Source organism: Microvirga solisilvae, assembly GCF_022808595.1.
Lineage (GTDB): Bacteria > Pseudomonadota > Alphaproteobacteria > Rhizobiales > Beijerinckiaceae > Microvirga > Microvirga solisilvae.
In genome coordinates, this window is sequence record NZ_JAKUCN010000002.1 from 330,979 (window position 1) to 353,008 (window position 22,030).

A 22,030-nucleotide genomic window follows, 5' to 3' on the forward strand; every position below is an offset into this window, starting at 1 on the left:
CGAGAATAGCGCCTTATTCGGAGGACGATCCCGGATCGCCTTATAGGCGTCCGGGATGATACATTTCAATTACGCCCTGAAGAACAGCAGCGTCGTGATCAGGAAGACCGGTATCAGAATGCCGCCCGACCACAGCAGGTAGCCGAAGAAGCTCGGCATCTTCACGCCGCCTTCGCGGGCAATCGCATAGACCATGAAGTTGGGCGCGTTGCCGATATAGGAGTTCGCGCCCATGAACACGGCGCCGGCCGAAACGGCGGTGAGCGTCAGTGCGCCCGTGGTCATCAGCGCCTGCGGATTGCCGCCGGCGAGCTCGAAGAACACAAGATAGGTCGGCGCATTGTCGAGGAACGAGGACAGGCCGCCCGTGAGCCAGAAATAGGCAGCGTTGTTCGCCGTGCCATCCGGGTTCGTCACAAGGGCGACGAGTGGCGCGAAGGCTCCGTTCGCACCTGCCTTCAGCATGGCGAGAACCGGGATGATGGTGATGAAGATGCCGGCAAACAGCTTCGCCACTTCCTTGATCGGCCCCCAGGAGAAGCCGTTTTCCGCGCGGTTCGCCTTTGGCGTGAGCTTGAGCGAGGTGACCGTCACCGCGATCATGATGAGATCGCGAAGCGCGTTGGCGAGTTCGATCTCCGAGCCCAGCACGGTGAGGCGGCCGAGGTCCACCGTGGCGCTCATGAGAATGGCGGCGATGATGACGAGAATGAGCAGGAAGTTGATGCCGCCCGTCACGCGTACCGGATTGTCGGGCGTCGGGTCCGGTTTCACGTGGCCTTCTCTGCGGTAGATCACTGTATCGACCACGAAGAACAGCGCGAGCAGGATGCCGCTCACGAACAGTGTCTCGGGGAAGAGATGCGTGGTGGTCCAGAAGAAGTCGACACCGCGCAGGAAGCCGAGGAAGAGCGGCGGATCGCCCAGCGGCGTGAGCGAGCCGCCGATATTCGAGACCAGGAAGATGAAGAACACGATCACATGCACATTGTGCCTGCGGTCGTCGTTGGCGCGCAGCACGGGGCGGATCATCACCATGGAGGCGCCGGTAGTGCCGATGAAGCTTGCGAGTACCGTGCCGATGGCCAGCAGCATCGTGTTGGTGCCGGGTGAGCCGTGCAGGTTGCCGCGCACCAGGATGCCGCCCGCGACCGTGAAGAGCGCAAGCAGCAGCAGGATGAAGGGAACGTATTCAAGCAGCGCCGTGTGGGTGAGGGCCTGGACCGCTGTCGATGGTCCAAGGAGCGCCGCCATCGGCAAAAGCACCAGCAGGCCCCATACGGCGGCGATCTTGCCCTGGTGATGCTCCCAGAAATGGGAGGCGAGCAGCGGGAAGAGCGCGATGGAGAGCAGGATGCCCGCGAAAGGCAGCGCCCAGAGGGTGCTCAAGGCCGCGCCGTCGAGTTCGGCGGCGAAGGCTGCCTGGGGCAGAAGGGTCAGGGCGGCGGCGAGCGCCGTGCTCGAGATGCGAAGCATGATCTGGTTTCCCCCCGGCCGGCTCTCCGGCGGCTCTGTGATGTTATGGACACGGTTTAAGGGAAGGTTTTTCTCCTCGCAATGGCTAGAGCGTTAACCGGCTATTCACCTTGAACGAAAGAAGATACAACAAGATTACAAAATCTTGCTTGGCCTGGGGTTGTGAGCCGATGTGCCGCTTTCTCGCCTACCGGGGAGAGCCGATCTTCCTCGATGAACTCGTCTGCGCTCCCGCGCATTCGCTGGTCCACCAGTCGCTCCATGCAACGGAAGCGAAGACGGAGACCAATGGCGACGGCTTCGGGATCGGCTGGTACGGCGAACGGAGCGAGCCCGGCATCTACCGCGAGGTGCGCCCCGCCTGGTCCGACGAAAACCTGAGGAGCCTCTGCGAGCAGGTGCGCTCCGGCCTTTTCTTCGCCCATGTGCGCGCCTCCACCGGCACGTCGACGACACGGGCGAACTGCCACCCCTTCTCCCATGGCCGCTACCTCTTCATGCATAACGGCCAGATCGGCGGCTATCACCGCATCAAGCGCAAGCTCGAAGCCATGATCCCGGACGAGCTCTATGACCGTCGCCAGGGCACCACGGATTCGGAGGCGATCTTCCTCGTGGCTTTGTCCAATGGCCTCGCCAATGAGCCGGTGAGCGCGATGGCGCGCACTCTCAAGCAGATCCGCGGCCTCATGGAAGAGGCCAGCATCGACGAGGCGCTTCGCTTCACGGCGGCCTTTACCGACGGCGAGAACCTTTGGGCCTATCGCTGGGCCTGCGATGCCAAGCCGCCGACGCTCTACTTCCGCGAGGAGAAGGGCAGCCTGCTCGTGGTCTCCGAGCCCATCGACGACAAGACGCGCGGCTGGCGCGAGGTGCCGAAGGGCTGCAGCCTCGTGGCGCGCGCAGGCCAGCCCGTTGCCGTGCATTGCCTCAACGAGGCGATGGCGCAGCTCGCGGCCTGATCGAACTCACCATTCGAAAGTTTTCATCTATCCTGCCGAAGCGCTCGTGAGCTGGTCTTCCAGTTGATCGCGCTTGTCGCGGGCTTGTTCGACCCATTCCATCACCAAGGCATGATCGAGGAAGAAATCGTCGAGCTTTCCTTCCTGATGCGCTTTCAGAAACGCGGTGAGAGACGCAAGCTCGATCTGACGATCTTTCTGCGAATACCAGACGCCAAGCCGCTCTTCCGCATGCTCTTCGGCCAGGAAGTAATGGGCTGGCGCAAAATCGGGATGTTCCTTCACAAGGGCCCTGAGTTTCGCCTCCCGCTCCATCGCATCGAATTGCAGCGCATGCAATAAGGCGGTGGCGCGGGTGGGCGCATCCTCATGCAGTTCGGCATAGACCTGGCGCGCCATGGCCGGGCCTTCATGCTCGCGCACGAGGGCGGCATAGCGCAGGTGAGGATCGATGAATTCCAGGCCCATGCGGGCGAGGTTGTAATAGGCGCGATGAGCCCCGGAGATTTCGCCCTTCGCCTCGAAGAGCAGAGCTTTGTAATAAAGACCCGGCGCGGATTTTGCATCCTCGACCAGACCGCCCTTCTGCGAGACCTTGGAGAAAGTTTCCGCAGGATTGGTCGACAGCACGAGCCCTTGCGCGACCTGTTGAGCGGGAGAAGGATTGGCCATAGAGGCAACCGGGTGCGCGGCGGACAAGGCGAGATGCCTGCCGATCAGGCCCGCTCCGGCCAGCAGGATCAGAGCAAGGCATGCGCCGCCGAGCCAAAGAGCCGTCTTTCGATTCATGAACGGTACCGGGCGCGCCGCTTCCGCCTCGATCTCCGTTCCCGGCCATGCGATGGCGAAGGTGTGTATCGGGGCGGGAATGTTTTTCACCGCCCGCTCGCCGAGATCGACGAAGGGCACCGAAACCTCGCTTGCAACCGCCTCGTGGACAGCTCGCGAAACGCAAACACCGCCGGGCTTCGCGAGCGTTTCGAGGCGAGAGGCAAGATTGACCGCCATGCCGAGAAGGTCGCCGTTGCGCTCAGTGACCTCGCCCATGGAAATGCCGATGCGAAGCTGAAGCCAGCGATGGGGCGGGTGGGACAGGTTGCGTGCTCTGATCGCCTCCTGGATGTCGATGGCGGCGAGGACGGCCTTCAAGGGCGTTTCGAACTCGCACATGATCGAGTCGCCCGCCGTATTGAAGATCCTCCCGCCATGGCGGGCGATAAAGGTTTCGCAAGCCCGGTGATAGGCTGTCAGCCTCCGGAGCGTGCCCTCCTCATCCTCAGCGACCAGCCGTGAGAAGCTCACGACGTCGCTGGCCAGGATTGTCGCCGTTCTGCGTCTCATCCGTGACCCCGCTTCCCGAAAGGACCTTCTGCGAGTCCTTGTCCGAAACCGGCGGCTTCGAACCTATGGAAACTGACCCAGGGTCAATATGTTATACAGTTTCTGATGAAATCAAGATGAAGCTGAAGGTTTTTGGACGCAAAGGAGGTATTTTCTTCTTGTAGGCGCACTCTGCCAGCAAAGCGGCTAAAGCCTTAGTTCACCGAATTGTTGCCCTCCGACAGAAGCGGCAGAAGCGCGTCCTTCAGGGCCTTCATCTGCAGCTGCGTCTCGGCCTGGGCCTGAGGGCCGTCCGAATCCGGGTTGAGGAGCGCGCGCAGTCGGGCATTCTCGGCAATGAGACGGTCATTCTCCGCCATGAGGATAGAGGCCTTCTCCTCCGCGATCCGCAGGCGGGCCTGCGCCTCGTTGCGCTCCTGCTCGCGCAGCTGAACCCGGTCGCGCCAGAGGCGGTTGGCTACGGTGTCCGTTCTATTCAGCATCAATGGCTCCTTGCGCGATATCTCCGAGGCTTTCCATCGCGCAGAGCTGTTTAAGGGATCGTTGCCGGATAAGGTTAACCGTCGAGTTCCGGATAGCGCCGGAAGATGCCGTCCTCATTGAAGGGGATGCGGCGCGGGCTTTCGAGATAGGCTTTGATCCGGGGGCGCCGGGCGACAGCTTCGTGAAGGGCCGCGACCTTCGGTGTCTGCTTGAGCACGCGCTTCGTCGCCTTGGGAAAGGCGTAGAGCAGACCTTCCACGACCTGGAACAACGACAGGTCGGCATAAGTGAGCGAGCGCCCGACGAGATATCCGCTGCCGGACGGATTGCGCGCGATGATCGTCTCGAACCAGTCGAAGAATTTCGGGATGCGCTCTTTGCGGTATTCGGCGGAGCGCCTCAGCGCCTCTTCTTTCTGATCCTCGTAATAGAGGCCGATGCCGATGGGATGATGCGTGTCGTGAGCCTCCGCCACGATATCGGCGATGGTGAGCTGGATCTGATGCGTCCACAATCCGCCCGCCGGATCCTTCGGCGCCAAGCCATGCCGTGCGCCGAGATAGAGCAGAATCGCCGCCATCTGTCCGATGATGGTGTCGCCATCCTTCAGGAAGGGAGCGGCAAAGGGCGGCTGCTCTACCTCGTCCATGAGCTTCATCAGCGCATCCATGCCACGAGGCTGGCGCGCCACATCAATGTAATCGGCTCCCGCCTCTTCGAGCGCCAACCGCACGAACTCGCCGCGTCCCGGAATCGTCGGCCAGTAGTAGAGTTCGTAGGCCATGTGCTGCTCCCGCTCTCTTTGTTGTTCCGTCGCACGAAAAGAGTGGAGCGCTGATTGAGGATTTCAAACGCCGTCTTGCGCCAACCGATCCAAGGCTTCGCCTTCGAGCCTGTAATGTCTGTGGTGGAGATCGCGCATGCCGATGGATTCGTAGAAGCGGATGGCGGGGCGGCCTTCTTCGACGAAAAGCTCGATGCGAATCCAGCTACGTTCTTGCGCGATCCGCGCAACGGCCGCCATAAGCAAGCGCGCCGCGCCGGAGCGGCGCTCTTCCGGCAGAATATAAAGTGCATGAACGATGCCCATGGGCTTGCCGCGCCAGCCCGCATAGCCGCGAAAGAACGAGACGAAGCCGACAGGTTGTCCCTCGCGCTCGGCAATCAGAGCCTCGAATAGAGGATCGGCGCCGAAGCCTTTCTCTTCGATATCCTTCACTGAGACCCAAGGCGTCTGACCGGGAAGGTGATCCTCGATCAGGCCGGATGTGAAGCGAAAGAGCGTTTCGGCATCCTCAGCGGCCGCCCTGCGCACGCGAAGCGGCGAGCGCTCCATATCAGCAGCTTCCGTCTTAATGTGCCTCGTCCCAGTTCTGCGCGGCACGGGCTTCCACGGCGAGCGGGACTTTCAGGGTCACTGCGGGGAAGGGGGCTTCCGTCATCACGCGGGAGATCACGGGCAGTGTTGCCTCCACCTCGTCGTCGGGCGCTTCGAATACCAATTCGTCGTGCACCTGAAGCAGCATGCGTGCGGAGAGGCGCTCGGCCTTGAGCGCCTCTTCCATGCGGATCATGGCGCGGCGGATAATGTCGGCGGCGGTGCCTTGGATTGGGGCGTTGATCGCCTGACGCTCCACGCCCGCGCGCTCGGACGGGTTCGACGACTTGATCTGCGGGTAATGGCACACGCGCCCAAACAGCGTGGTGACGAAGCCTTTCTCCTTACAGAACCGCTTCGTCTCGTCCATGTAGTTGCGGATGCCGGGGAACTGCTCGAAGTACTGCTTGATGAACGCGGAGGCTTCCGCGTTGCCGATGCCGAGGCGGTTGGCGAGGCCGAAAGCGGAGATGCCGTAGATGATGCCGAAATTGATGGTCTTAGCCTGACGGCGCAGATCCGACGTCATCTGGTCGAGCGGCACGCCGAACATGGCCGACGCCGTTGCCGCGTGAATGTCGACGCCATTCGCGAACGCTTCCTGTAATTGCGGAATGTCGGCGATGTGGGCGAGCAGGCGCAGCTCGATCTGGCTGTAATCCGCCGAGATGATCTTGTGTCCCTCGGGCGCGACGAAAGCCTTGCGGATCTTGCGGCCCGCTTCTGTCCGGATCGGGATGTTCTGCAGGTTGGGATCGGACGAGGAAAGACGTCCCGTGGTGGTGGCTGCAAGCGAGAAGGACGTATGCACCCGCTTGGTCTCAGGGTGCATGTGGTCCTGCAATGTATCCGTATAGGTCGATTTCAGTTTCGAGAGCTGACGCCATTCGAGGATTTTCGCGGGCAGCTCATGACCGGCCTGCGCCAACTCGTCGAGGAGGGTCGCGGGCGTCGCCCATTGGCCGGACGGCGTTTTCTTCGCGCCGGGCAAGCCCATCTTGCCGAACAGAATGTCGCCGATCTGCTTCGGTGAACCGAGCGCGAATTTCTCGCCCGCCATCTCGTGGATCTCGTCTTCGAGACGCGCAAGCGTCTGCGCGAAATCGCCTGAGAGGCGGCTCAGGATCTGCCGGTCCACGAGAATGCCGCGCATCTCCATGCGCGCGATCACATCGACGAGCGGACGCTCCAGCGTCTCATAGACGGTGGCGCGATGCTCCGCGACGAGGCGGGGTTTCAGAACCTGCCAGAGACGCAGCGTGACGTCGGCGTCTTCCGCCGCGTAGGCTGTCGCCTTGGAAATCTCCACCTTGTCGAAGGTCACCTTGTTGCGGCCTGTGCCGGCAACATCCGAGAAGCTGATCGGCGCGTGGCCGAGATGGCGCCGGGACAATTCGTCCATGCCGTGCGAGCCCTTGCCGGCATCGAGCACGTAGGAGATCAGCATCGTGTCGTCGATGGGACGCACATCGATGTTGTGGCGCTTGAACACGATCCAATCGTATTTCAGGTTCTGCCCGATCTTCAGAATCGATGCATCCTCCAGCATCGGACGGATCGCATCGAGCGCGTCGGTGACGGGGATCTGTCCCTTCACGAGACCGCCGCCGAAGAGATCGGATTCATCGCGGTGCTGCAGCGGCACATAACAGGCTTTGCCGGGCTCGAGCGCAAGAGAGAAGCCGACCATGTCCGCGCGGTTCGCATCGAGGTCGCTCGTCTCCGTGTCGACGGCGACATAACCCTGCGCGGTTGCCTGCGCGACCCATTCCTTCAGGCGCGCGAGATCCGTGATCGTCTCATAGGACGATGTGTCGATGGGAACGGATGCCGCTTCCGTCGCGCGCTTGCCCGCAAGCTGCGACGGCGTGCCGACGCCCTCAACAGGCTTGCGCGCAGCGCCCGTCTCCGGAAGATCCATGCCCGCGAAGGGATCGACATCGCCCGAAACCGCATCGCCCTTCTCGAAGAGCGGAGGTTCAGCCGCCGCCCCGGCAAATCCGCCGCTGCGCTCCCACTTGATCGCCTCGCCGCCCGGCATCAAGCGCGGGTCCGGCTCGATCGCGGCGGGATCAGCATCGTAGATTTCAGCGATGCGGCGCGTGAGCGTGCTGAACTCCATGGCTTTCAGGAAGCCGACGAGCGTCTTGGCATCGGGCTCGGGCATGCGCAGATCGTCGAGCGGCACGGGCACCGGCGCTTCGCAATCGAGCGTCACGAGCTTCTTGGAGAGGCGCGCGGCCTCCGCGTTGTTGATCAGCGTTTCGCGGCGCTTGGGCTGCTTGATCTCGTTCGCGCGCTCCAAGAGCGTCTCGAGATCGCCGTATTCCTTGATCAGCTGGGCTGCGGTCTTGAGACCGATGCCGGGCACGCCCGGCACATTGTCGGAGGTGTCGCCCATGAGCGCGAGAACGTCGCCGATCTTTTCCGGCGGGATGCCCTCCCACTTCTCGGTGACGGCGGCTTCATCGAGATTACGCTCGGGGCGGTAGCCCGGCTTGCCCTTGGAGCCGGATTCGAAATCGTAGAAGCAGACCTTCGGGCCCACGAGCTGCATTAGATCCTTGTCGGAGGAGATGATGAGCACGTCCGCGCCGCGCGCCTTCGCCTGCTGCGTATAGGTGGCGATGAGATCGTCCGCTTCGTAGCGCTGCAACTCCACAGGCTCCAGGCCGAAGGCGCGGATCGCCTCGCGCATGAGTGGCATCTGCACCTTCAGGTCTTCCGGCGCGTCGGGGCGGTGGCCCTTGTAATCCTCGTAGAGTTCCTTGCGGAACGAGCCCTCGGACTTGTCGAGCACGATGGCGAGATGCGTGGGCTTCAATCCCGCTGCGCCGTCGCGCATGAATTGCAGCAGCTTGGTGACGAACAGGCGCACGGCCCCCGTCGGCATGCCGTCCGAGCTGCGGGTATTGTACTTCTGGTCCTGGTTCATGGACTGGAAGTAGGCCCGGAAGATGAAGGAGGAGCCGTCGACGAGGAAGATGTGGTCGCCGGCTTGGACGGGACGGGAGGAAGCCATGGGTCTCGGAGCTTGAGAGAATTCGACCCGCTACAAATAGTGTTTTCAGGGCCCGATGGCTACGTCCACGGCTTCGTTATGCAGCCTTGAGGCGCGCCAAATCGAGATCGAGTTCCCTCAGCGCCTGCATCACCACACCCTCGGTGAGGAGATCCAGGGAGGATTCGACCACGTGGATGGCGGCGAGCGCCCGGAGTTCCGGAATGGTCTGCGATTCGAGGGCGGCCTCGAAGGAGGGGCGCAGCAGGTCCATGGCCCGGGTGCCGGGGCCGCAGATCACGATATGGTCGGGCTCCAGAGTCTGGATCAGGATGGCCACCGCATCGCCCAGAACCTCGCCGGCTTCCTGGAAGAGATGGAGCAGGGCGGGTTCGCCCGCGCGGGCCTGCTCGACGATGGTGCCCATGGCCTCCTCGCCCGGCAGCAGCAGGGTCGGGGCGGGGCGGTGGTCGATAAGCTGCGCGTCCCGGTGCAGGGCATAATCGGCAAGATAGGCCTCGATGCAGCCGCGCCCGCCGCAGCGGCATTGCGGTCCGCTCCGGCGCAGGCGCACATGGCCGAACTCGCTGCCGCCGAAGCGCGCGCCGCGATACAACTCGCCCTGGATGAGAAATCCCATGCCGACACCGTCGCCCACCATCAGGCAGGCGGTGCGGCCTGAGCGAAAATCGGGATTGAGCTGGGCGATGGCAAATGCCATGGCGCTGGCGTCATTCTCGATCAGCACCGGCTTACCGAGCCGTTCGCTTAAGCCTGACGCAAGGGGCAAGTCGCGGGTGCCTAGCACCGGGCTCCAGGCTACGACACCATCGCGGGTATCCACATAGCCCTGGCACGCAAGGCCGATGGCCTTCACGTTGGTTGCGCCGGTCTCGCTGGCGAAAGCGGTGATGGTCTGCGCCAGAACATCCATCAGCTCTTCGGCCCCGAGGCTGCGCAGGGGCCGCTCGATATGGCGGCTCGCCCGGTTGCGGCCGGCGCTATCCACGAGGCGCAGTTCGATGCGGTTGAAGCCGGTCCAGACGCCGATCACACAGCCGAGCGAATCGGCAAAGAACAGGCGTGTCTTGGGGCGGCCTCGGATGAGGCCTGGGCTCTGATCCGCCGCCTCGTCCGCCACCAGGATGCCCTCATCCAGCAGGCTCGCCGTCAGCTCCGAGACGCTCGCCGGGCTCATGCCGATATGCTGGCCGATCTCCACCCGCGCCATGGGTCCTTCCCGGCGCAAAGCGTCCAGAAGGCGCCGCCGGGCGGTTTCGCGGGGGGAGAGGGACAATGTGGTCATGGCGCTTATTTATTCACGCAACGAATAAATCACCGTGGGATAAAAAGGCTATCCGACCAAATAATGAGAGAGGGGCCGCTTGAACGCAAGGTTGAGTGGGATAATTATTTCCCCGCTCGAAATATAACGCATGGCAGCGTGAGCCAACGTTCGTTGATCCGCCAAGGAGAGACAGCCTGCCATAAGCACAGGGCCTTGCAGGGAATTCCGGGCCCAGGAGGAAATCTATGTCGTTCAAGAAGCACGCTCTCATCAGCCTTGCCGCCTTGGCCCTTTCGACTTCTGCCGCCCTCGCGCAGGCCAAGGGTCCGGTCGTTGGCGTCAGCTGGTCGAACTTCCAGGAAGAGCGCTGGAAGACCGACGAAGCCGCCATCAAGGCTGCGGTCGAGAAGGCCGGCGGCACCTATGTGTCGGCCGACGCCCAGTCTTCGCCTGCCAAGCAGCTCACCGATATCGAAAGCCTGATCTCCCGCGGCGCCAAGGCGCTGATCATTCTGGCGCAGGACGCGGACGCCGTTCGCCCCGCCGTCGAGAAGGCCGTGGCTGAGGGCATCGCGGTCGTGGGCTATGACCGCCTCATCGAAATCCCGCAGGCCTTCTATCTCACCTTCGACAACGTCGAGGTGGGTCGTCTCCAGGCTCGTGAAGTGCTGAAGCTGAAGCCCGAGGGCAACTATGCCTTCATCAAGGGCTCGGGTGCTGATCCGAATGCCAACTTCCTGTTCCAGGGCTCGATGGAAGTGCTGAAGCCCGCCATCGATTCCGGCAAGATCAAGAATGTCGGGGAGGCCTACACGGATGGCTGGCTCCCGGCCAACGCGCAGCGGAACATGGAGCAGTTCCTCACCAAGAACAACAACAAGATCGACGCCGTGATCGCCGCCAATGACGGCACTGCCGGTGGCGCGATCGCAGCTCTGAGCGCACAGGGCCTCGCAGGCACCGTGCCGGTCTCCGGCCAGGACGCCGACAAGGCCGCTCTGAACCGCGTCGCGCTCGGCACGCAGACCGTGACCGTGTTCAAGGACGCTCGCGAACTCGGCCGCAACGCCGCCGAAATCGCGGTGCAGCTCGCCAGCGGCAAGAAGCTCGCCGATATCCAGGGCGCGAAGCCGTGGAACCTCGGCCCGAAGAAGCAGAACATGACTGCTCTCTTCCTCACCCCCGTGGCGATCACGAAGGACAACCTCGATGTGGTCATCAAGGCCGGCTGGGCTTCCAAGGAAGTCGTCTGCCAGGGCGTGAAGGCCGGCTCGGTTGCAGCTTGCAACTAAGACAGCTTAGTCCTCGATCAGCCCTTCCCGGCAAGCCTGCCGGGAAGGGTCTTTCTCATTGAACTTCTTTTTTGCGTGACGTCATGAACGCACCTGTTGCCACAACCGCGCCGCCGCCCAGCAGCACATCCGGCTCGCTTCTCTCGAAGCTCGAGATCGATGTACGCATGCTCGGCATGCTGGCGGCCCTCGCCGTGATCTGGCTCGGTTTCGATCTTCTCTCCGGCGGCGTTTTTCTGACGCCGCGCAATCTCTGGAATCTGTCGGTGCAGACCGCCTCGGTCGCCATCATGGCAACGGGCATGGTGCTCGTGATCGTGACCCGCAACATCGACCTGTCGGTCGGTGCGATCCTTGGCGTCACGGGCATGATCATCGGCGTCGCGCAGGTGCAGTGGCTGCCCGCCTATCTCGGGCTCGAGCACTGGCTCACCGCGCCGCTCGCGGTGCTGCTCGCCATCGCTGTCGGTGGAGCCATCGGTCTCTTCCAAGGCTGGCTCATCGCCTATCTCGGCATTCCCTCCTTCATCGTCACGCTCGGCGGCCTGCTCGTGTGGCGTGGCGCGGCCTGGTGGGTCACGACCGGTCAGACCGTCGCGCCGATGGATACGCGCTTCAAGGCGTTCGGCGGCGGTGTCGAAGGCGCGCTCGGCGCGACCGCCACATGGGTGATCGCGGCCATTGCCTGCGGCCTCATCATCATCGGGCTCGGGCTCTCGCGCCGCCGTCGCCTGCGCTTCGGCTTTCCTGTGCGTCCGGGCTGGGCCGATGCGGTGATCGCCTTCGTTGCCTGCGGCGCGGTGCTGGCGGCTGCCACCATCGCCAATTCCTATCCCATGCCCATGGGCACGGCCCGCGCCTGGGCCGAGGCTCGCGGCATCACATGGCCCGAAGGCGGATTGTTCATCCCGCAGGGCGTCGCGCTGCCGGTGCTGATCGCCGTGATCGTCGGTCTGGTGATGACCTTCATCGCTACACGCCGCCGCTTCGGCCGCTATGTCTTCGCCATCGGCGGCAATCCGGAAGCGGCTGAACTGTCAGGCATCAATACCCGCTGGACGCTGATGAAGGTGTTCGGCCTCATGGGTCTGCTCTGCGGCATCTCCGCGTGCATTTCCACCGCGCGCCTGAATGCTGCCACCAACGCAGCCGGCACGCTCGACGAGCTTTACGTGATCGCCTCTGCCGTGATCGGGGGCACGTCGCTTGCTGGCGGCATCGGCACGATTGCCGGTGCGATGCTCGGCGCGCTCGTCATGCAGTCGCTGCAATCAGGCATGGTGCTGCTCGGTGTCGATACGCCGCTCCAAAACATCGTCGTCGGCGCGGTTCTCGTGCTGGCGGTGTGGGTCGACGGTCTCTATCGCCGTCGCATCAAGTAAGAGAGGACGCGTATCATGCACAACAATGGAACGACGCCTCTCGTCGAGATGCGCAACATCTCCATCGCCTTCGGCGGCATCAAGGCCGTGGACGACGTGTCCATCGATCTGCGCCCCGGCGAAGTGGTGGGCCTGCTCGGCCACAATGGCGCTGGCAAGTCGACGCTGATCAAGATCCTCTCCGGCGCCTACAAGCCGGATGCGGGCGAGATCTATGTCAACGGCCAGCACGCGGATATTTCCACCCCGCGCGATGCCAAGAAGTTCGGCATCGAAACGATCTATCAGACGCTGGCGCTCGCCGATAACATCGATGCGGCGGGAAACATCTTCCTTGGCCGCGAGGTTCTGACGCCCTACGGCACGCTCGACGATGCGACGATGGAGTCGGAAACACGCAAGGTGATGGCGCGTCTCAACCCACATTTCCGCCGTTTCAAGGAGCCGGTGAAAGCGCTCTCCGGCGGTCAGCGTCAATCGGTGGCGATTGCGCGCGCGATCTACTTCAATGCCCGAGTACTGATCATGGACGAGCCGACAGCCGCACTCGGCCCCGCCGAGACGCAGCAGGTGGCCGATCTCGTGCTGCAGCTGAAGAAGGAAGGCATCGGCATCTTCCTCATCAGCCACGACATCCATGATGTGTTCGGCCTCGCCGACCGCGTGAGCGTGATGAAGAACGGCAAGCTCGTGGGATCCGCCAAGGTGCAGGACGTCACGCAGGACGAAGTGCTCGGCATGATCATCCTCGGCAAATGCCCGCCCAGTGCAACGCCGGGACCGGGCGCGAGTTGAAGAAGGCGGTCATCCCGGGGCTGCATAGCAGAACCCGGGACGACAGTCTGGTTAAGCCCTAGACCCCAGGGCGACTTGAGCGGAGGCTTCGGCTTCCGCTTCTTTTTTTCGGACCGAGTCCATCGTGTCCCGTCGCACGATCAGGCAGAGGATCACGAGCGGAATGCCGAGCGCCGCCGTTCCGGTAAACAGCAGCGGATAGCCATAAGCATCCACCACTGCGCCCGACGCGCCGCCGATCAGTTTTCCGGGCAAAGCATAGAGCGAGCTGAGCAGCGCGTATTGCGTGGCGGCGAAACCCGGCGATGTGAGGCCCGACATGTAGGCGACGAGCGCCGCGCCCGCGAAGCCTTGCGCGAAATTGTCGATGCTGATGGTAAGCGTGAGGCCCGTCAGCGTGGCGTTGCCGGCCGCGAGCCAGGAGAACATCGCATTCGATCCGGCGGCGATGCTCGCACCGATCAGCAGGCTCCACCAGAGGCCAATGCGCGTGAGCGCGAGGCCGCCGGCAAAGGCGCCGATGATGCCGATCCACACGCCATAGAGCTTCGAGATATTGGCGATATCGGCCTTCGAGAATCCGAGATCGATATAGAGCGGGTTCGCCATGATGCCCGCCATGAAATCGGGCAGGCGATAGCAGGCGATGAGCGCCAGGATCGGGATCAGCATCATCCGCTTGCGCTGGAAGAGATCGGCCAGCGGTTCGATGATGGCCTGCGCGAAGGGCATGTTCTTGCGCACCTGGAACTCGTCGATGCGTGGGGCGAGCATCGTGCCGATGAGGCCGACGAGCATAAGCGCCGCCATTGCGAGATAGGCGGAATGCCAGTTTACGATCTCGGCGATGTAGAGCGCGCCCGCGCCGGCGCAGATGAGGGCGAGGCGGTAGCCCAGCAGGAGGGCCGCCGCCATCATGCCCTGCCGCTCGGTAGGGGCGGCATCGATGCGCCAGCCGTCGATCACCACATCCTGCGTGGCCGAGAAGAAGGCGATCATCACGGCGGAAACGACGGTGAGCGGCAGGCTTACCTGCGGCCCCGTCAGCGCCATACCAATCAGACCAGCCATGACGCCGAGCTGCGCCAGCGCCATCCATCCGCGGCGGCGGCCGAGAAGACGCGCGAGCACCGGCACGTCATAGCGGTCGACGATGGGGGCCCAGAGAAACTTGAAGGAGTAGGCGAGGCCCACCCAGCTCATCAGGCCGATGACGGTGAGCGAGATGCCCGCCTCCCTGAGCCAGGTAGACAGCGTGCTGAACACGAGGAGGAAGGGAAGACCCGAGGAAAAGCCCAAGGGCAGCATGAGTGCGATGCGCCCATCGGTCAGGACGTCTTTGAGGGACAGGCGGCGTTTGGCTTGGACCATGGCAGGCTCGATGAATGTTGCAGGCTCAAGAACCCCTTAGGGGCTTCAAGCCTGAAGCTGGCACCTGAGCCCTTGTAGAGATGTTAACGCGCTGTTGCCAGCTGCGTTGCCGGACCACCAGAGGACGCCACCGGCTGCTGCGCCAGGGTCTCGATGGCATCGGCCAGATGATTGGCGAGGCAGTCGTAGCCCTTGTCGCTCATATGGAAGCCGTCCGCCGAGAGCATGGAGCGCAGCTCCTCCACGGAGCGGCTGTTCCAATCCTGCATCAAGGCATAGCGGGAGAACACCGAGACCTTCCGTTCCTGCCCGAGGGTGCTGACCGCCTGGACGAAGCGCTCGTAGCGGCCCATGTCCTTGATCGCCGGGAAATATTGCTGGTCGAGGAGGATTAGGCTCGATCCCGAAGCTTTCACGGCAGCAATGCCGCGCTCCAAAAGCGCGCGGAACGCATCCTCGTTCACGCCCTTGATCGCATCGTTCGTGCCAACCTGCCAGATCACGAGGTCGAAGCTCTGGGCTTTAAGGGATGACTCAAGCCGCTCGATGGTCTCGATGACTGTCTCACCGCCCTTGCCCGCGTTCACGACGGTGACACTGTCTTTCCAGCTGTCGTCCAGTTCGTCTTCGAGCTGCGCCGGGTAAGCACGGTCCGGCGAGGAGGCGCCAGCGCCTTCCGTCGAGGATGATCCGATGGCGAGAATGCGAACCGGTTCATGGCGCGCGATCTTCCGGGTGAGGGAAGGCACGGTGTCGTTGATGGTGAAAACCTTGCGCTTCGTCGCGCAAGCCATGTTCTCCGAGCTTGCCGCAGCAGGCAGGCCGGTCAATGCCAAGCTTAGGAAGAGAGCCGTCCCGGTGAAGCCGACAAATCGAGCCCCTTTGCCTGCTCTTTTTGGCGGGCAGGCACCTTTTGTTTGTTCCATTCGAGATATCGCGCCAGTGCAACAAGACCAATGATACCAAGAATGGTGAATACCATGCCGATCAATTGCGGACTAGCGGAGGATTTAACGGTTGCCAGCGTCATGATGACCTGCCCGGCCGCACTCAGAAGAGAACCCGCAGCAAAGATCGTGAGGGCGTTCTGCCCCAGGCGGATCAGGTCCGGTCCAATGGGCGTCCTCTTGAAGGCGTCCCCGATATGGAACTGGGCCAGGAGATAGGCGAGCGCCAGGAAGTGCAGAACGCGGGCAAGCCCCAGATCGTGCTTCACGAGATCGAACTTCGTCCCGGCAAATTCAGGTAGCGCAGGCATCAAGCCGAAACCTGCGGTGACGGCGAGGGCAGAGAAGACGATGAAAGCGAGAGAGGCAATCGCCAAGCCACGCTTGTAGGGAACAGGCCTCTCCAGCATCAGCAATCCCGTCAGGATGCCGAGCGTGAACAGGAACTGCCAGGCAAAGGGATTGAAGAACCAGGTTCCGGGCTCAGGCCAGCTGTGCAGGGTGAGAACGCCCATGCGCGCCAGGGCATAGACGCCGCCGGACACCAGAAGGGCGAGGCCCGCATGGATGCGCGCCAGGATGAGTGCGACCGGCGCCCACAGCATGAGGGTGACGTAGAGCGGGAGAATATTGAAATAGCCAAGCTGGTGCCCGAGCAGAATGATGCCCGTGATGCCCTTGGCTGTGTCGCCGAACACGGCATTGCGGCCATGCTCCTCGATGAGCCCGATCTCTTCGCTCAGCTCATAGCCGATCGAGAAGAGAACGATGGCGCCTGCCGTCAGTGCGAGGTGGACGCGGTAGAGTTCGAAAGCGCGCTTGAGGCAGCGCTTCACCACGCCGAACAGATCGCCCTGCGGAAGCTTGGGGCCATAGACGAGCGCAACGGAGAGGCCCGAGATGAAAATGAAGGCTTCGGTCGAATCGGAGAATCCGAAATTGCGCGGCGTGATGTGTTCGATCAGGTTGCCCGGAATATGATTGACGAAAATGATCACGAGGACGAGGCCCCGCCAGAAATCAATCGTCATGTTTCGCTTTTGGGCAGCCATCGATCTGTTCTTCAATCCTCAATGCATAATGAAACGCCAAGGTGGCAAAGGGGTTGCCTTGGCAAATCGCAAAGGCGGATGCAGCCGCGTGCACCGAAACAACTCAAACTATCATTGTGAGAACGGCGGACCGAATTACAAAAAATTCATGTTTGCGCAAGCCTAGCAGGCGGAACCGTTTTCAGTTTCTTGGATACCTTTGAAGAGCTTGGATAAAAAGACTTCGAGGGCCTGTTCGGGTGGACAATCCTTTTCTGTGAGAACACGAAGGCCCCATTGTTCGAGAACCGTTTGCTCCACCGGATTGGGGCGTAACATAAAAACATATGACGCCGGGCGATCACGCTCGTAGCCCGAGCCTGCCCAAGTTTTCCAGAGCCGATGCATGAGAAAGCGGATGTTGAGGTCGCTCATGCTGTAACCGATGAAGAGAATGGTTTTGCCGAGCGAATCCGAGCGGAACTTGATGTCGAGCGGTGATTCGAAGGAGAGCCGATCAAGATAATCCGTTTCCGTGATCACGATGGAGCCGTCATCGTCGAAGTCGCCATGGAACTTCACGATCTGTGTCATGCCTTCGCGCACGCGGGCAATGTCCTTGGCGCTCACGATCTTCACGTAATCCTTGCCCTGAAGATCGAAGGCGGCTTCCAGGTTCCGGTCGAAATTGGTGGTGTAGATGATGGGAAAGTCGAGCTTGCAGATCAGCTCATGGACCTTCGAAGCCTTGAGCTTATCATCAGGGATCGTCCAGTTCCGGTCCATCCAGCTGCGCAAGGGGCCGATACTGCCCTGCTTGATGCGGTAATATTCCGCCAGCGTCAGGTAGTTCAGGTCGTCTTCCTTGAAGTCGGAAGGATCGATGGCAAGCTCGTCGGTGATATGCTCGATCAGAGTGCTCCAGGACGGCAGGCCCACGGTCATGGAGACGCCGGCTCCGGCAAACAGAATGGCCTGCCTCTTCCGAATCGCGGCGACCAGGTCTTCCAGCACAACAAACTCCTCACAACAAACTCCCGTCCATAACGCTCGAAACCGCCGGTCGGGCTCAACGGGTGGATAAGTTTGGCCGTTTGGTGTGTTGTTGAGAGAATGAGCCGCCAGCAGGAGGGAGTCGCACGTGACAGCCTACCGGATCAAGCAGATCGACACCGTCTATGAAGGATGGCGCAAGATCCTCAAGATGACCGTCCAAATGCCGGACGGGCGGACCATGATCCGCGAGGTGCTGAACAGCGGCGATGCCGCCGCCGTGCTGCCCTACGACCTGGAGCGGCGCAAGGCGATCCTCGTCCGGCAGTTCCGCGCGCCCGTCATGCACCGCGAGGGGCATCCGGATTTTCTGGAGGCCGTGGCAGGACTGCTCGACGAGGACGAGCCCGAGGCCTGCGCAAGGCGCGAGACCATGGAGGAGGCGGGCATCCGCGTGGAGCGCCTGGAACCTTTAGGTCATTTCTGGTCGGCGCCCGGCATCACGACCGAACGGCTGCACCTGTTCCTCGCGCCCTATACGCAGGCCGACCGCGTTGCCGAAGGCGGTGGGCTGGCGCACGAGCATGAAGACATCGAGGTGCTGGAGGTGAGCTTCGAGGAATTGGCGAACCTCGTCGCCTCCAACACCATCGCCGATATGAAGACCATGATCCTCGTGCAGGCCCTGCGGATGAAGCACCCGCAGGCTTTTGAAGGTTAGCCGAGCCGCTCGGCGTGCCAGCGCAAATGATCCTCAATAAAGGTTGCGATGAAGAAATAGGAATGGTCGTAACCTTCCTGGCGGCGCAGGGTGAGCGGCTGTCCTGCTTTCGCGCAAGCCTCTTCCAATAAATGCGGCTTCAGCTGGTTCTCGAGGAAGCCATCGGCGGTTCCCTGATCGACGAGGATATGATCCACACGCGCTCCGCCCTGGATCAATGCGCAGGCATCGTAGTCATGCCACGCTGAACGGTCCGCTCCGATATAGTTCGACAGTGCTTTCTCGCCCCATGGGCAATTCATCGGCGAGGCGATGGGTGCGAAGGCCGAGACGGCCTTGAAGCGTTCCGGATTGCGCAGGGCGATGGTGAGTGCACCATGGCCGCCCATGGAATGACCGGTAATGCCTTGCCGCGACATGTCGGCGGGCAGGTTCTCGGCCACGAGCGCCGGCAGTTCGCGCTCGATATAGGAGCGCATGCGATAGTTCTTCGCCCAGGGCTCTTGCACGGCATCCACGTAGAAGCCCGCGCCGAGACCGAAATCATAGGCGCCGTCCGCATCATCCGGAACGCCATCACCGCGCGGGCTCGTATCCGGCGCGATGAGGATGAGACCGAGTTCCGAGGCAACACGTTGCGCGCCTGCTTTGACGGTAAAATTCTCCTCCGTGCAGGTCAGCCCCGAGAGGAACCACACCACCGGCACCTTGCCCTTCGCAGCTTGCGGCGGAACATAGGCCGCAAAGCGCATGGGCGTGCCGGTTTCCTGCGAGAAATGGCGATAGACGAATTGCGTGCCGCCAAAGCAGCTCGCCTGCGAGACGATTTCGAAACTCAAAACGCTCTCCCGATCAGTAGATCACGACCGAGCGGATCGACTTGCCCTCGTGCATGAGGTCGAAGGCGGTGTTGATCTCGTCGAGCGGCATGGTGTGGGTGATGAGATCGTCGATATTGATCTTGCCCTCCATGTACCAATCCACGATCTTCGGCACATCCGTGCGCCCGCGCGCGCCGCCGAAAGCGGTTCCCTTCCACACACGGCCGGTGACGAGCTGGAACGGGCGCGTCGCGATCTCCTTACCGGCTTCCGCCACGCCGATGATGATGCTCTCGCCCCAGCCGCGATGGCAGCATTCCAGCGCCTGGCGCATCACATCCGTGTTGCCGGTGGCATCGAACGAGAAATCCGCGCCGCCGCCAGTGAGATCGACGATGGCCTGCACCACCTTGTCGTTGCCGATCTCCTTCGGGTTGATGAAGTCGGTCATGCCGAACTTCTTCGCCATCTCCACCTTGGCGGGGTTGATGTCGACGCCGATGATCTTGTCCGCGCCCACCATGCGCGCGCCTTGAATCACGTTGAGGCCAATGCCGCCGAGACCGAACACGACGACATTCGCGCCTGGCCACACCTTCGCGGTGTAGATCACTGCGCCGATGCCGGTGGTGACGCCGCAACCGATGTAGCAGATCTTGTCGAAGGGCGCGTCCTCACGCACCTTGGCTAGAGCGATCTCGGGCAGCACGGTGAAATTCGCGAAGGTCGAGCAGCCCATGTAGTGGAACACGGTGTCGCCGTCGCAGCGGAAGCGGCTGGTGCCGTCGGGCATCAGGCCCTGGCCTTGCGTGGAGCGGATCGCGGTGCAGAGATTTGTGCGGCGCGACAGGCAGGATTTGCAGTTGCGACATTCGGGCGTGTAGAGCGGGATCACGTGATCGCCGGGCTTCAGCGTCGTCACGCCAGGGCCGACCTCGCGCACGATGCCCGCGCCCTCATGACCGAGGATGGCCGGGAACTTGCCTTCGGAATCGAGGCCGGAGAGCGTATAGGCATCCGTGTGGCAAACACCCGTGGCCATAACTTCGACGAGCACTTCGCCAGCCTTCGGGCCCTCCAAGCGGATGGTCTCGATGGTGAGAGGCTTGCCGGCCTCCCATGCAACTGCGGCCCTGGTTTCCATGCTCGTCTCTCCTCTGATTCGATGAGGTGGACTATGTGAAGTGCCATGACCCAAGGTCAATGGAGGCAAGCTGCTCTTCTCAGGCTTTCCAGAAGCACTTGCCGGGCATATGTGTCTCTTCGACAATCAAAGGATCAGCCTGTGCCCAACGTTCGCGCCGCTATCATTCCCGTCACGCCGTTCCAGCAGAACTGCACGTTACTCTGGTGCGAAAAGACCAAGAAGGCGGCAGTGATCGACCCCGGCGGCGATCTGGAGAGCATTCGCGATGCGATCGCGCAGAGCGGCGTGAGCGTGGAGAAGATCATTCTCACCCATGGCCATATCGATCATGCGGCAGGCGCGGCGGAGTTGCGCGAGGAGCTTGGCGTCACAATCGAAGGCCCGCACAAGGCGGATGACTTCATGCTTCAGCGTCTGGCCGAGCAGGGGCAGGCTTATGGAATTCCCGCGCGTCCGGTCACGCCGGATCGCTGGCTCGACGAGGGCGATACCGTCACCGTTGGCGAGCTGACACTCGACGTTCTGCATTGCCCTGGTCATTCGCCGGGCAGCGTCGTGCTGGTGTCGAAGGCGGAGCGCTTCGCTATCGTGGGCGACGTGATCTTCCAGGGCTCCGTCGGTCGCGTGGATTTACCCGGCGGCGACGGCAAGGCGCTCATCGCTTCGATCAAGGACAAGCTCCTGCCGCTCGGCGACGACATTGCCTTCATCTGCGGCCACGGCCCCATGAGCACGCTCGGCCAGGAGCGGCAGAGCAATCCGTTCCTCCAAGGTGAAGGATTGCTCTGAGAGCGCTGCATCGGTCTGATATTCCAGGGCTCAGATGACACGAGCCCTGGAATTCATCTCTTAGCTTTTGCGATGGCTGGGCTTAGGCCTGTCACCCGTTCCGTCGTACGCCGATAACGACGGGCGACTTGTCACGCTCCAAAGTGCTTCGAGAAATTTCCTCGTTGAACTGCACGATGGCCAAGGCCTCATTCAAAGCACGGACATACCGCGTGCGGCTGGTATGGCGGTCCATGGCCCAATGATAGCGGACCTCATAGGTCTTCGGCGTATTAGCTTCCTTGAGTGCGGCGGCTTGTCGTGCCTCATCCTGACGACGGCGGCTTTCGGCCTCCATGTCACGGCGACGATCTGCCAGCTCCCGATCGCGGTCTGCCTGCTTGCGGTCGCGTTCTCGCCGCTCGTTGTCGCGGCGCTCCTGATATTCACGATCATAATCCCGGGCAGAAGAGGTCGTGTCCGTTTCATAGACGCCTGAGCTCTCCGAGTATTCACGTGAATCCTCTCTCTGCGGCACTCCGAATGCTGAGATCCAGAATGCGGCAACAGAAATTCCAGCAACTTCCGCAGAACTATCCGCCCACATACATGCGATGATGATGAAGAACGTTGCCCACCAGCGATGCTGATACAACCAGGACACGATGGGGATGTTTTCGACAATGCCCCATACGAATGCTCCAATGCTATAAAGAAGCGCCTTTCCGATAAAATACGCGAGGATCAGGCCTACGATCGTCAGGCCTGCAATCAATGTGTCCATAATGCCCCCCGGCGGACGAGTTTTTAGGATGCGAATTCTTGAGGATGGT

Annotated in this window: 20 protein-coding genes; 6 read left to right on the forward strand and 14 right to left on the reverse strand. The window is 62.0% G+C overall.

The window, feature by feature from the left end; translation table 11 throughout:
- Nucleotides 1-69: 69 nt before the first annotated feature.
- The gene (locus MJ639_RS06175; RefSeq protein ID WP_243369430.1) at nucleotides 70-1,476 is read right to left on the reverse strand and encodes a sodium:proton antiporter; all 1,407 of its coding nucleotides are present in this window, start codon (nucleotides 1,474-1,476) and stop codon (nucleotides 70-72) included.
- A 170-nt stretch (nucleotides 1,477-1,646) separates the two neighbouring features.
- On the opposite strand from MJ639_RS06175, the gene MJ639_RS06180 reads away from it, so the two are divergent.
- Nucleotides 1,647-2,438, forward strand: coding sequence for a class II glutamine amidotransferase (locus tag MJ639_RS06180; RefSeq protein ID WP_243369431.1), 792 nt, complete (start codon nucleotides 1,647-1,649; stop codon nucleotides 2,436-2,438).
- 27 nt (nucleotides 2,439-2,465) lie between these two features.
- On the opposite strand, the gene MJ639_RS06185 is transcribed toward MJ639_RS06180, so the two are convergent.
- From MJ639_RS06185 to MJ639_RS06210, 6 genes are all read right to left on the reverse strand, one after another.
- Nucleotides 2,466-3,779 (reverse strand): adenylate/guanylate cyclase domain-containing protein, encoded by a 1,314-nt coding sequence (locus MJ639_RS06185; RefSeq protein ID WP_243369432.1) that lies wholly within the window; start codon nucleotides 3,777-3,779, stop codon nucleotides 2,466-2,468.
- Between the two features lie 194 nt (nucleotides 3,780-3,973).
- Nucleotides 3,974-4,261, reverse strand: coding sequence for a hypothetical protein (locus MJ639_RS06190; protein WP_243369433.1), 288 nt, complete (start codon nucleotides 4,259-4,261; stop codon nucleotides 3,974-3,976).
- A 74-nt stretch (nucleotides 4,262-4,335) separates the two neighbouring features.
- The gene (locus MJ639_RS06195; RefSeq protein WP_243369434.1) at nucleotides 4,336-5,046 is read right to left on the reverse strand and encodes a glutathione S-transferase; all 711 of its coding nucleotides are present in this window, start codon (nucleotides 5,044-5,046) and stop codon (nucleotides 4,336-4,338) included.
- A gap of 63 nt (nucleotides 5,047-5,109) precedes the next feature.
- The gene (locus MJ639_RS06200) at nucleotides 5,110-5,598 is read right to left on the reverse strand and encodes a GNAT family N-acetyltransferase (protein WP_243369435.1); all 489 of its coding nucleotides are present in this window, start codon (nucleotides 5,596-5,598) and stop codon (nucleotides 5,110-5,112) included.
- Between the two features lie 16 nt (nucleotides 5,599-5,614).
- Nucleotides 5,615-8,662: a DNA polymerase I gene (gene polA, locus MJ639_RS06205; protein WP_243369436.1), complete on the reverse strand. Its 3,048-nt coding sequence runs from the start codon at nucleotides 8,660-8,662 to the stop codon at nucleotides 5,615-5,617.
- Nucleotides 8,663-8,738: 76 nt separating this feature from the next.
- Nucleotides 8,739-9,947: an ROK family protein gene (locus tag MJ639_RS06210; RefSeq protein WP_243369437.1), complete on the reverse strand. Its 1,209-nt coding sequence runs from the start codon at nucleotides 9,945-9,947 to the stop codon at nucleotides 8,739-8,741.
- A gap of 227 nt (nucleotides 9,948-10,174) precedes the next feature.
- On the opposite strand from MJ639_RS06210, the gene xylF reads away from it, so the two are divergent.
- The 3 genes from xylF (at nucleotide 10,175) to MJ639_RS06225 (ending at nucleotide 13,398) form a co-directional block, all read left to right on the forward strand.
- Nucleotides 10,175-11,221 carry a D-xylose ABC transporter substrate-binding protein gene (gene xylF / locus MJ639_RS06215; protein ID WP_243369438.1) on the forward strand — a complete coding sequence of 349 codons (1,047 nt, stop codon included), beginning with the start codon at nucleotides 10,175-10,177 and terminating at the stop codon, nucleotides 11,219-11,221.
- Nucleotides 11,222-11,304: 83 nt separating this feature from the next.
- Complete coding sequence (locus MJ639_RS06220) at nucleotides 11,305-12,603, forward strand: sugar ABC transporter permease (RefSeq protein ID WP_243369439.1); 1,299 nt, start codon at nucleotides 11,305-11,307, stop codon at nucleotides 12,601-12,603.
- A gap of 15 nt (nucleotides 12,604-12,618) precedes the next feature.
- Nucleotides 12,619-13,398, forward strand: coding sequence for an ATP-binding cassette domain-containing protein (locus MJ639_RS06225; RefSeq protein WP_243369440.1), 780 nt, complete (start codon nucleotides 12,619-12,621; stop codon nucleotides 13,396-13,398).
- A gap of 51 nt (nucleotides 13,399-13,449) precedes the next feature.
- On the opposite strand, the gene MJ639_RS06230 is transcribed toward MJ639_RS06225, so the two are convergent.
- From MJ639_RS06230 to MJ639_RS06245, 4 genes are all read right to left on the reverse strand, one after another.
- Entirely contained in the window at nucleotides 13,450-14,769 is a 1,320-nt protein-coding gene (locus tag MJ639_RS06230; protein ID WP_243369441.1) for an AmpG family muropeptide MFS transporter, read from the reverse strand.
- 83 nt (nucleotides 14,770-14,852) lie between these two features.
- Entirely contained in the window at nucleotides 14,853-15,563 is a 711-nt protein-coding gene (locus tag MJ639_RS06235) for an SGNH/GDSL hydrolase family protein (RefSeq protein WP_243369442.1), read from the reverse strand.
- A gap of 44 nt (nucleotides 15,564-15,607) precedes the next feature.
- Nucleotides 15,608-16,747 carry an OpgC family protein gene (locus MJ639_RS06240; protein ID WP_243369443.1) on the reverse strand — a complete coding sequence of 380 codons (1,140 nt, stop codon included), beginning with the start codon at nucleotides 16,745-16,747 and terminating at the stop codon, nucleotides 15,608-15,610.
- A 183-nt stretch (nucleotides 16,748-16,930) separates the two neighbouring features.
- Nucleotides 16,931-17,761 (reverse strand): SIR2 family NAD-dependent protein deacylase, encoded by an 831-nt coding sequence (locus tag MJ639_RS06245; protein WP_243369444.1) that lies wholly within the window; start codon nucleotides 17,759-17,761, stop codon nucleotides 16,931-16,933.
- A 127-nt stretch (nucleotides 17,762-17,888) separates the two neighbouring features.
- Between MJ639_RS06245 and MJ639_RS06250 the strand changes: the two genes are divergently transcribed.
- Nucleotides 17,889-18,461: an NUDIX domain-containing protein gene (locus MJ639_RS06250; protein WP_243369445.1), complete on the forward strand. Its 573-nt coding sequence runs from the start codon at nucleotides 17,889-17,891 to the stop codon at nucleotides 18,459-18,461.
- On the opposite strand, the gene fghA is transcribed toward MJ639_RS06250, so the two are convergent.
- Complete coding sequence (gene fghA / locus MJ639_RS06255; RefSeq protein WP_243369446.1) at nucleotides 18,458-19,300, reverse strand: S-formylglutathione hydrolase; 843 nt, start codon at nucleotides 19,298-19,300, stop codon at nucleotides 18,458-18,460. The genes MJ639_RS06250 and fghA overlap by 4 nt on opposite strands.
- Nucleotides 19,301-19,313: 13 nt before the next feature.
- Nucleotides 19,314-20,426: an S-(hydroxymethyl)glutathione dehydrogenase/class III alcohol dehydrogenase gene (locus MJ639_RS06260; protein ID WP_243369447.1), complete on the reverse strand. Its 1,113-nt coding sequence runs from the start codon at nucleotides 20,424-20,426 to the stop codon at nucleotides 19,314-19,316.
- Between the two features lie 141 nt (nucleotides 20,427-20,567).
- Here MJ639_RS06260 and MJ639_RS06265 point away from each other — a divergent pair, with 141 nt between their 5' ends.
- A complete protein-coding gene (locus MJ639_RS06265; RefSeq protein ID WP_243369448.1) occupies nucleotides 20,568-21,218 on the forward strand; it encodes an MBL fold metallo-hydrolase in 651 nt (216 codons plus the stop codon).
- A gap of 91 nt (nucleotides 21,219-21,309) precedes the next feature.
- Here MJ639_RS06265 and MJ639_RS06270 read toward each other — a convergent pair whose 3' ends face one another.
- A complete protein-coding gene (locus MJ639_RS06270) occupies nucleotides 21,310-21,981 on the reverse strand; it encodes a DUF502 domain-containing protein (RefSeq protein WP_243369449.1) in 672 nt (223 codons plus the stop codon).
- Between the last annotated feature and the right edge of the window lie 49 nt (nucleotides 21,982-22,030).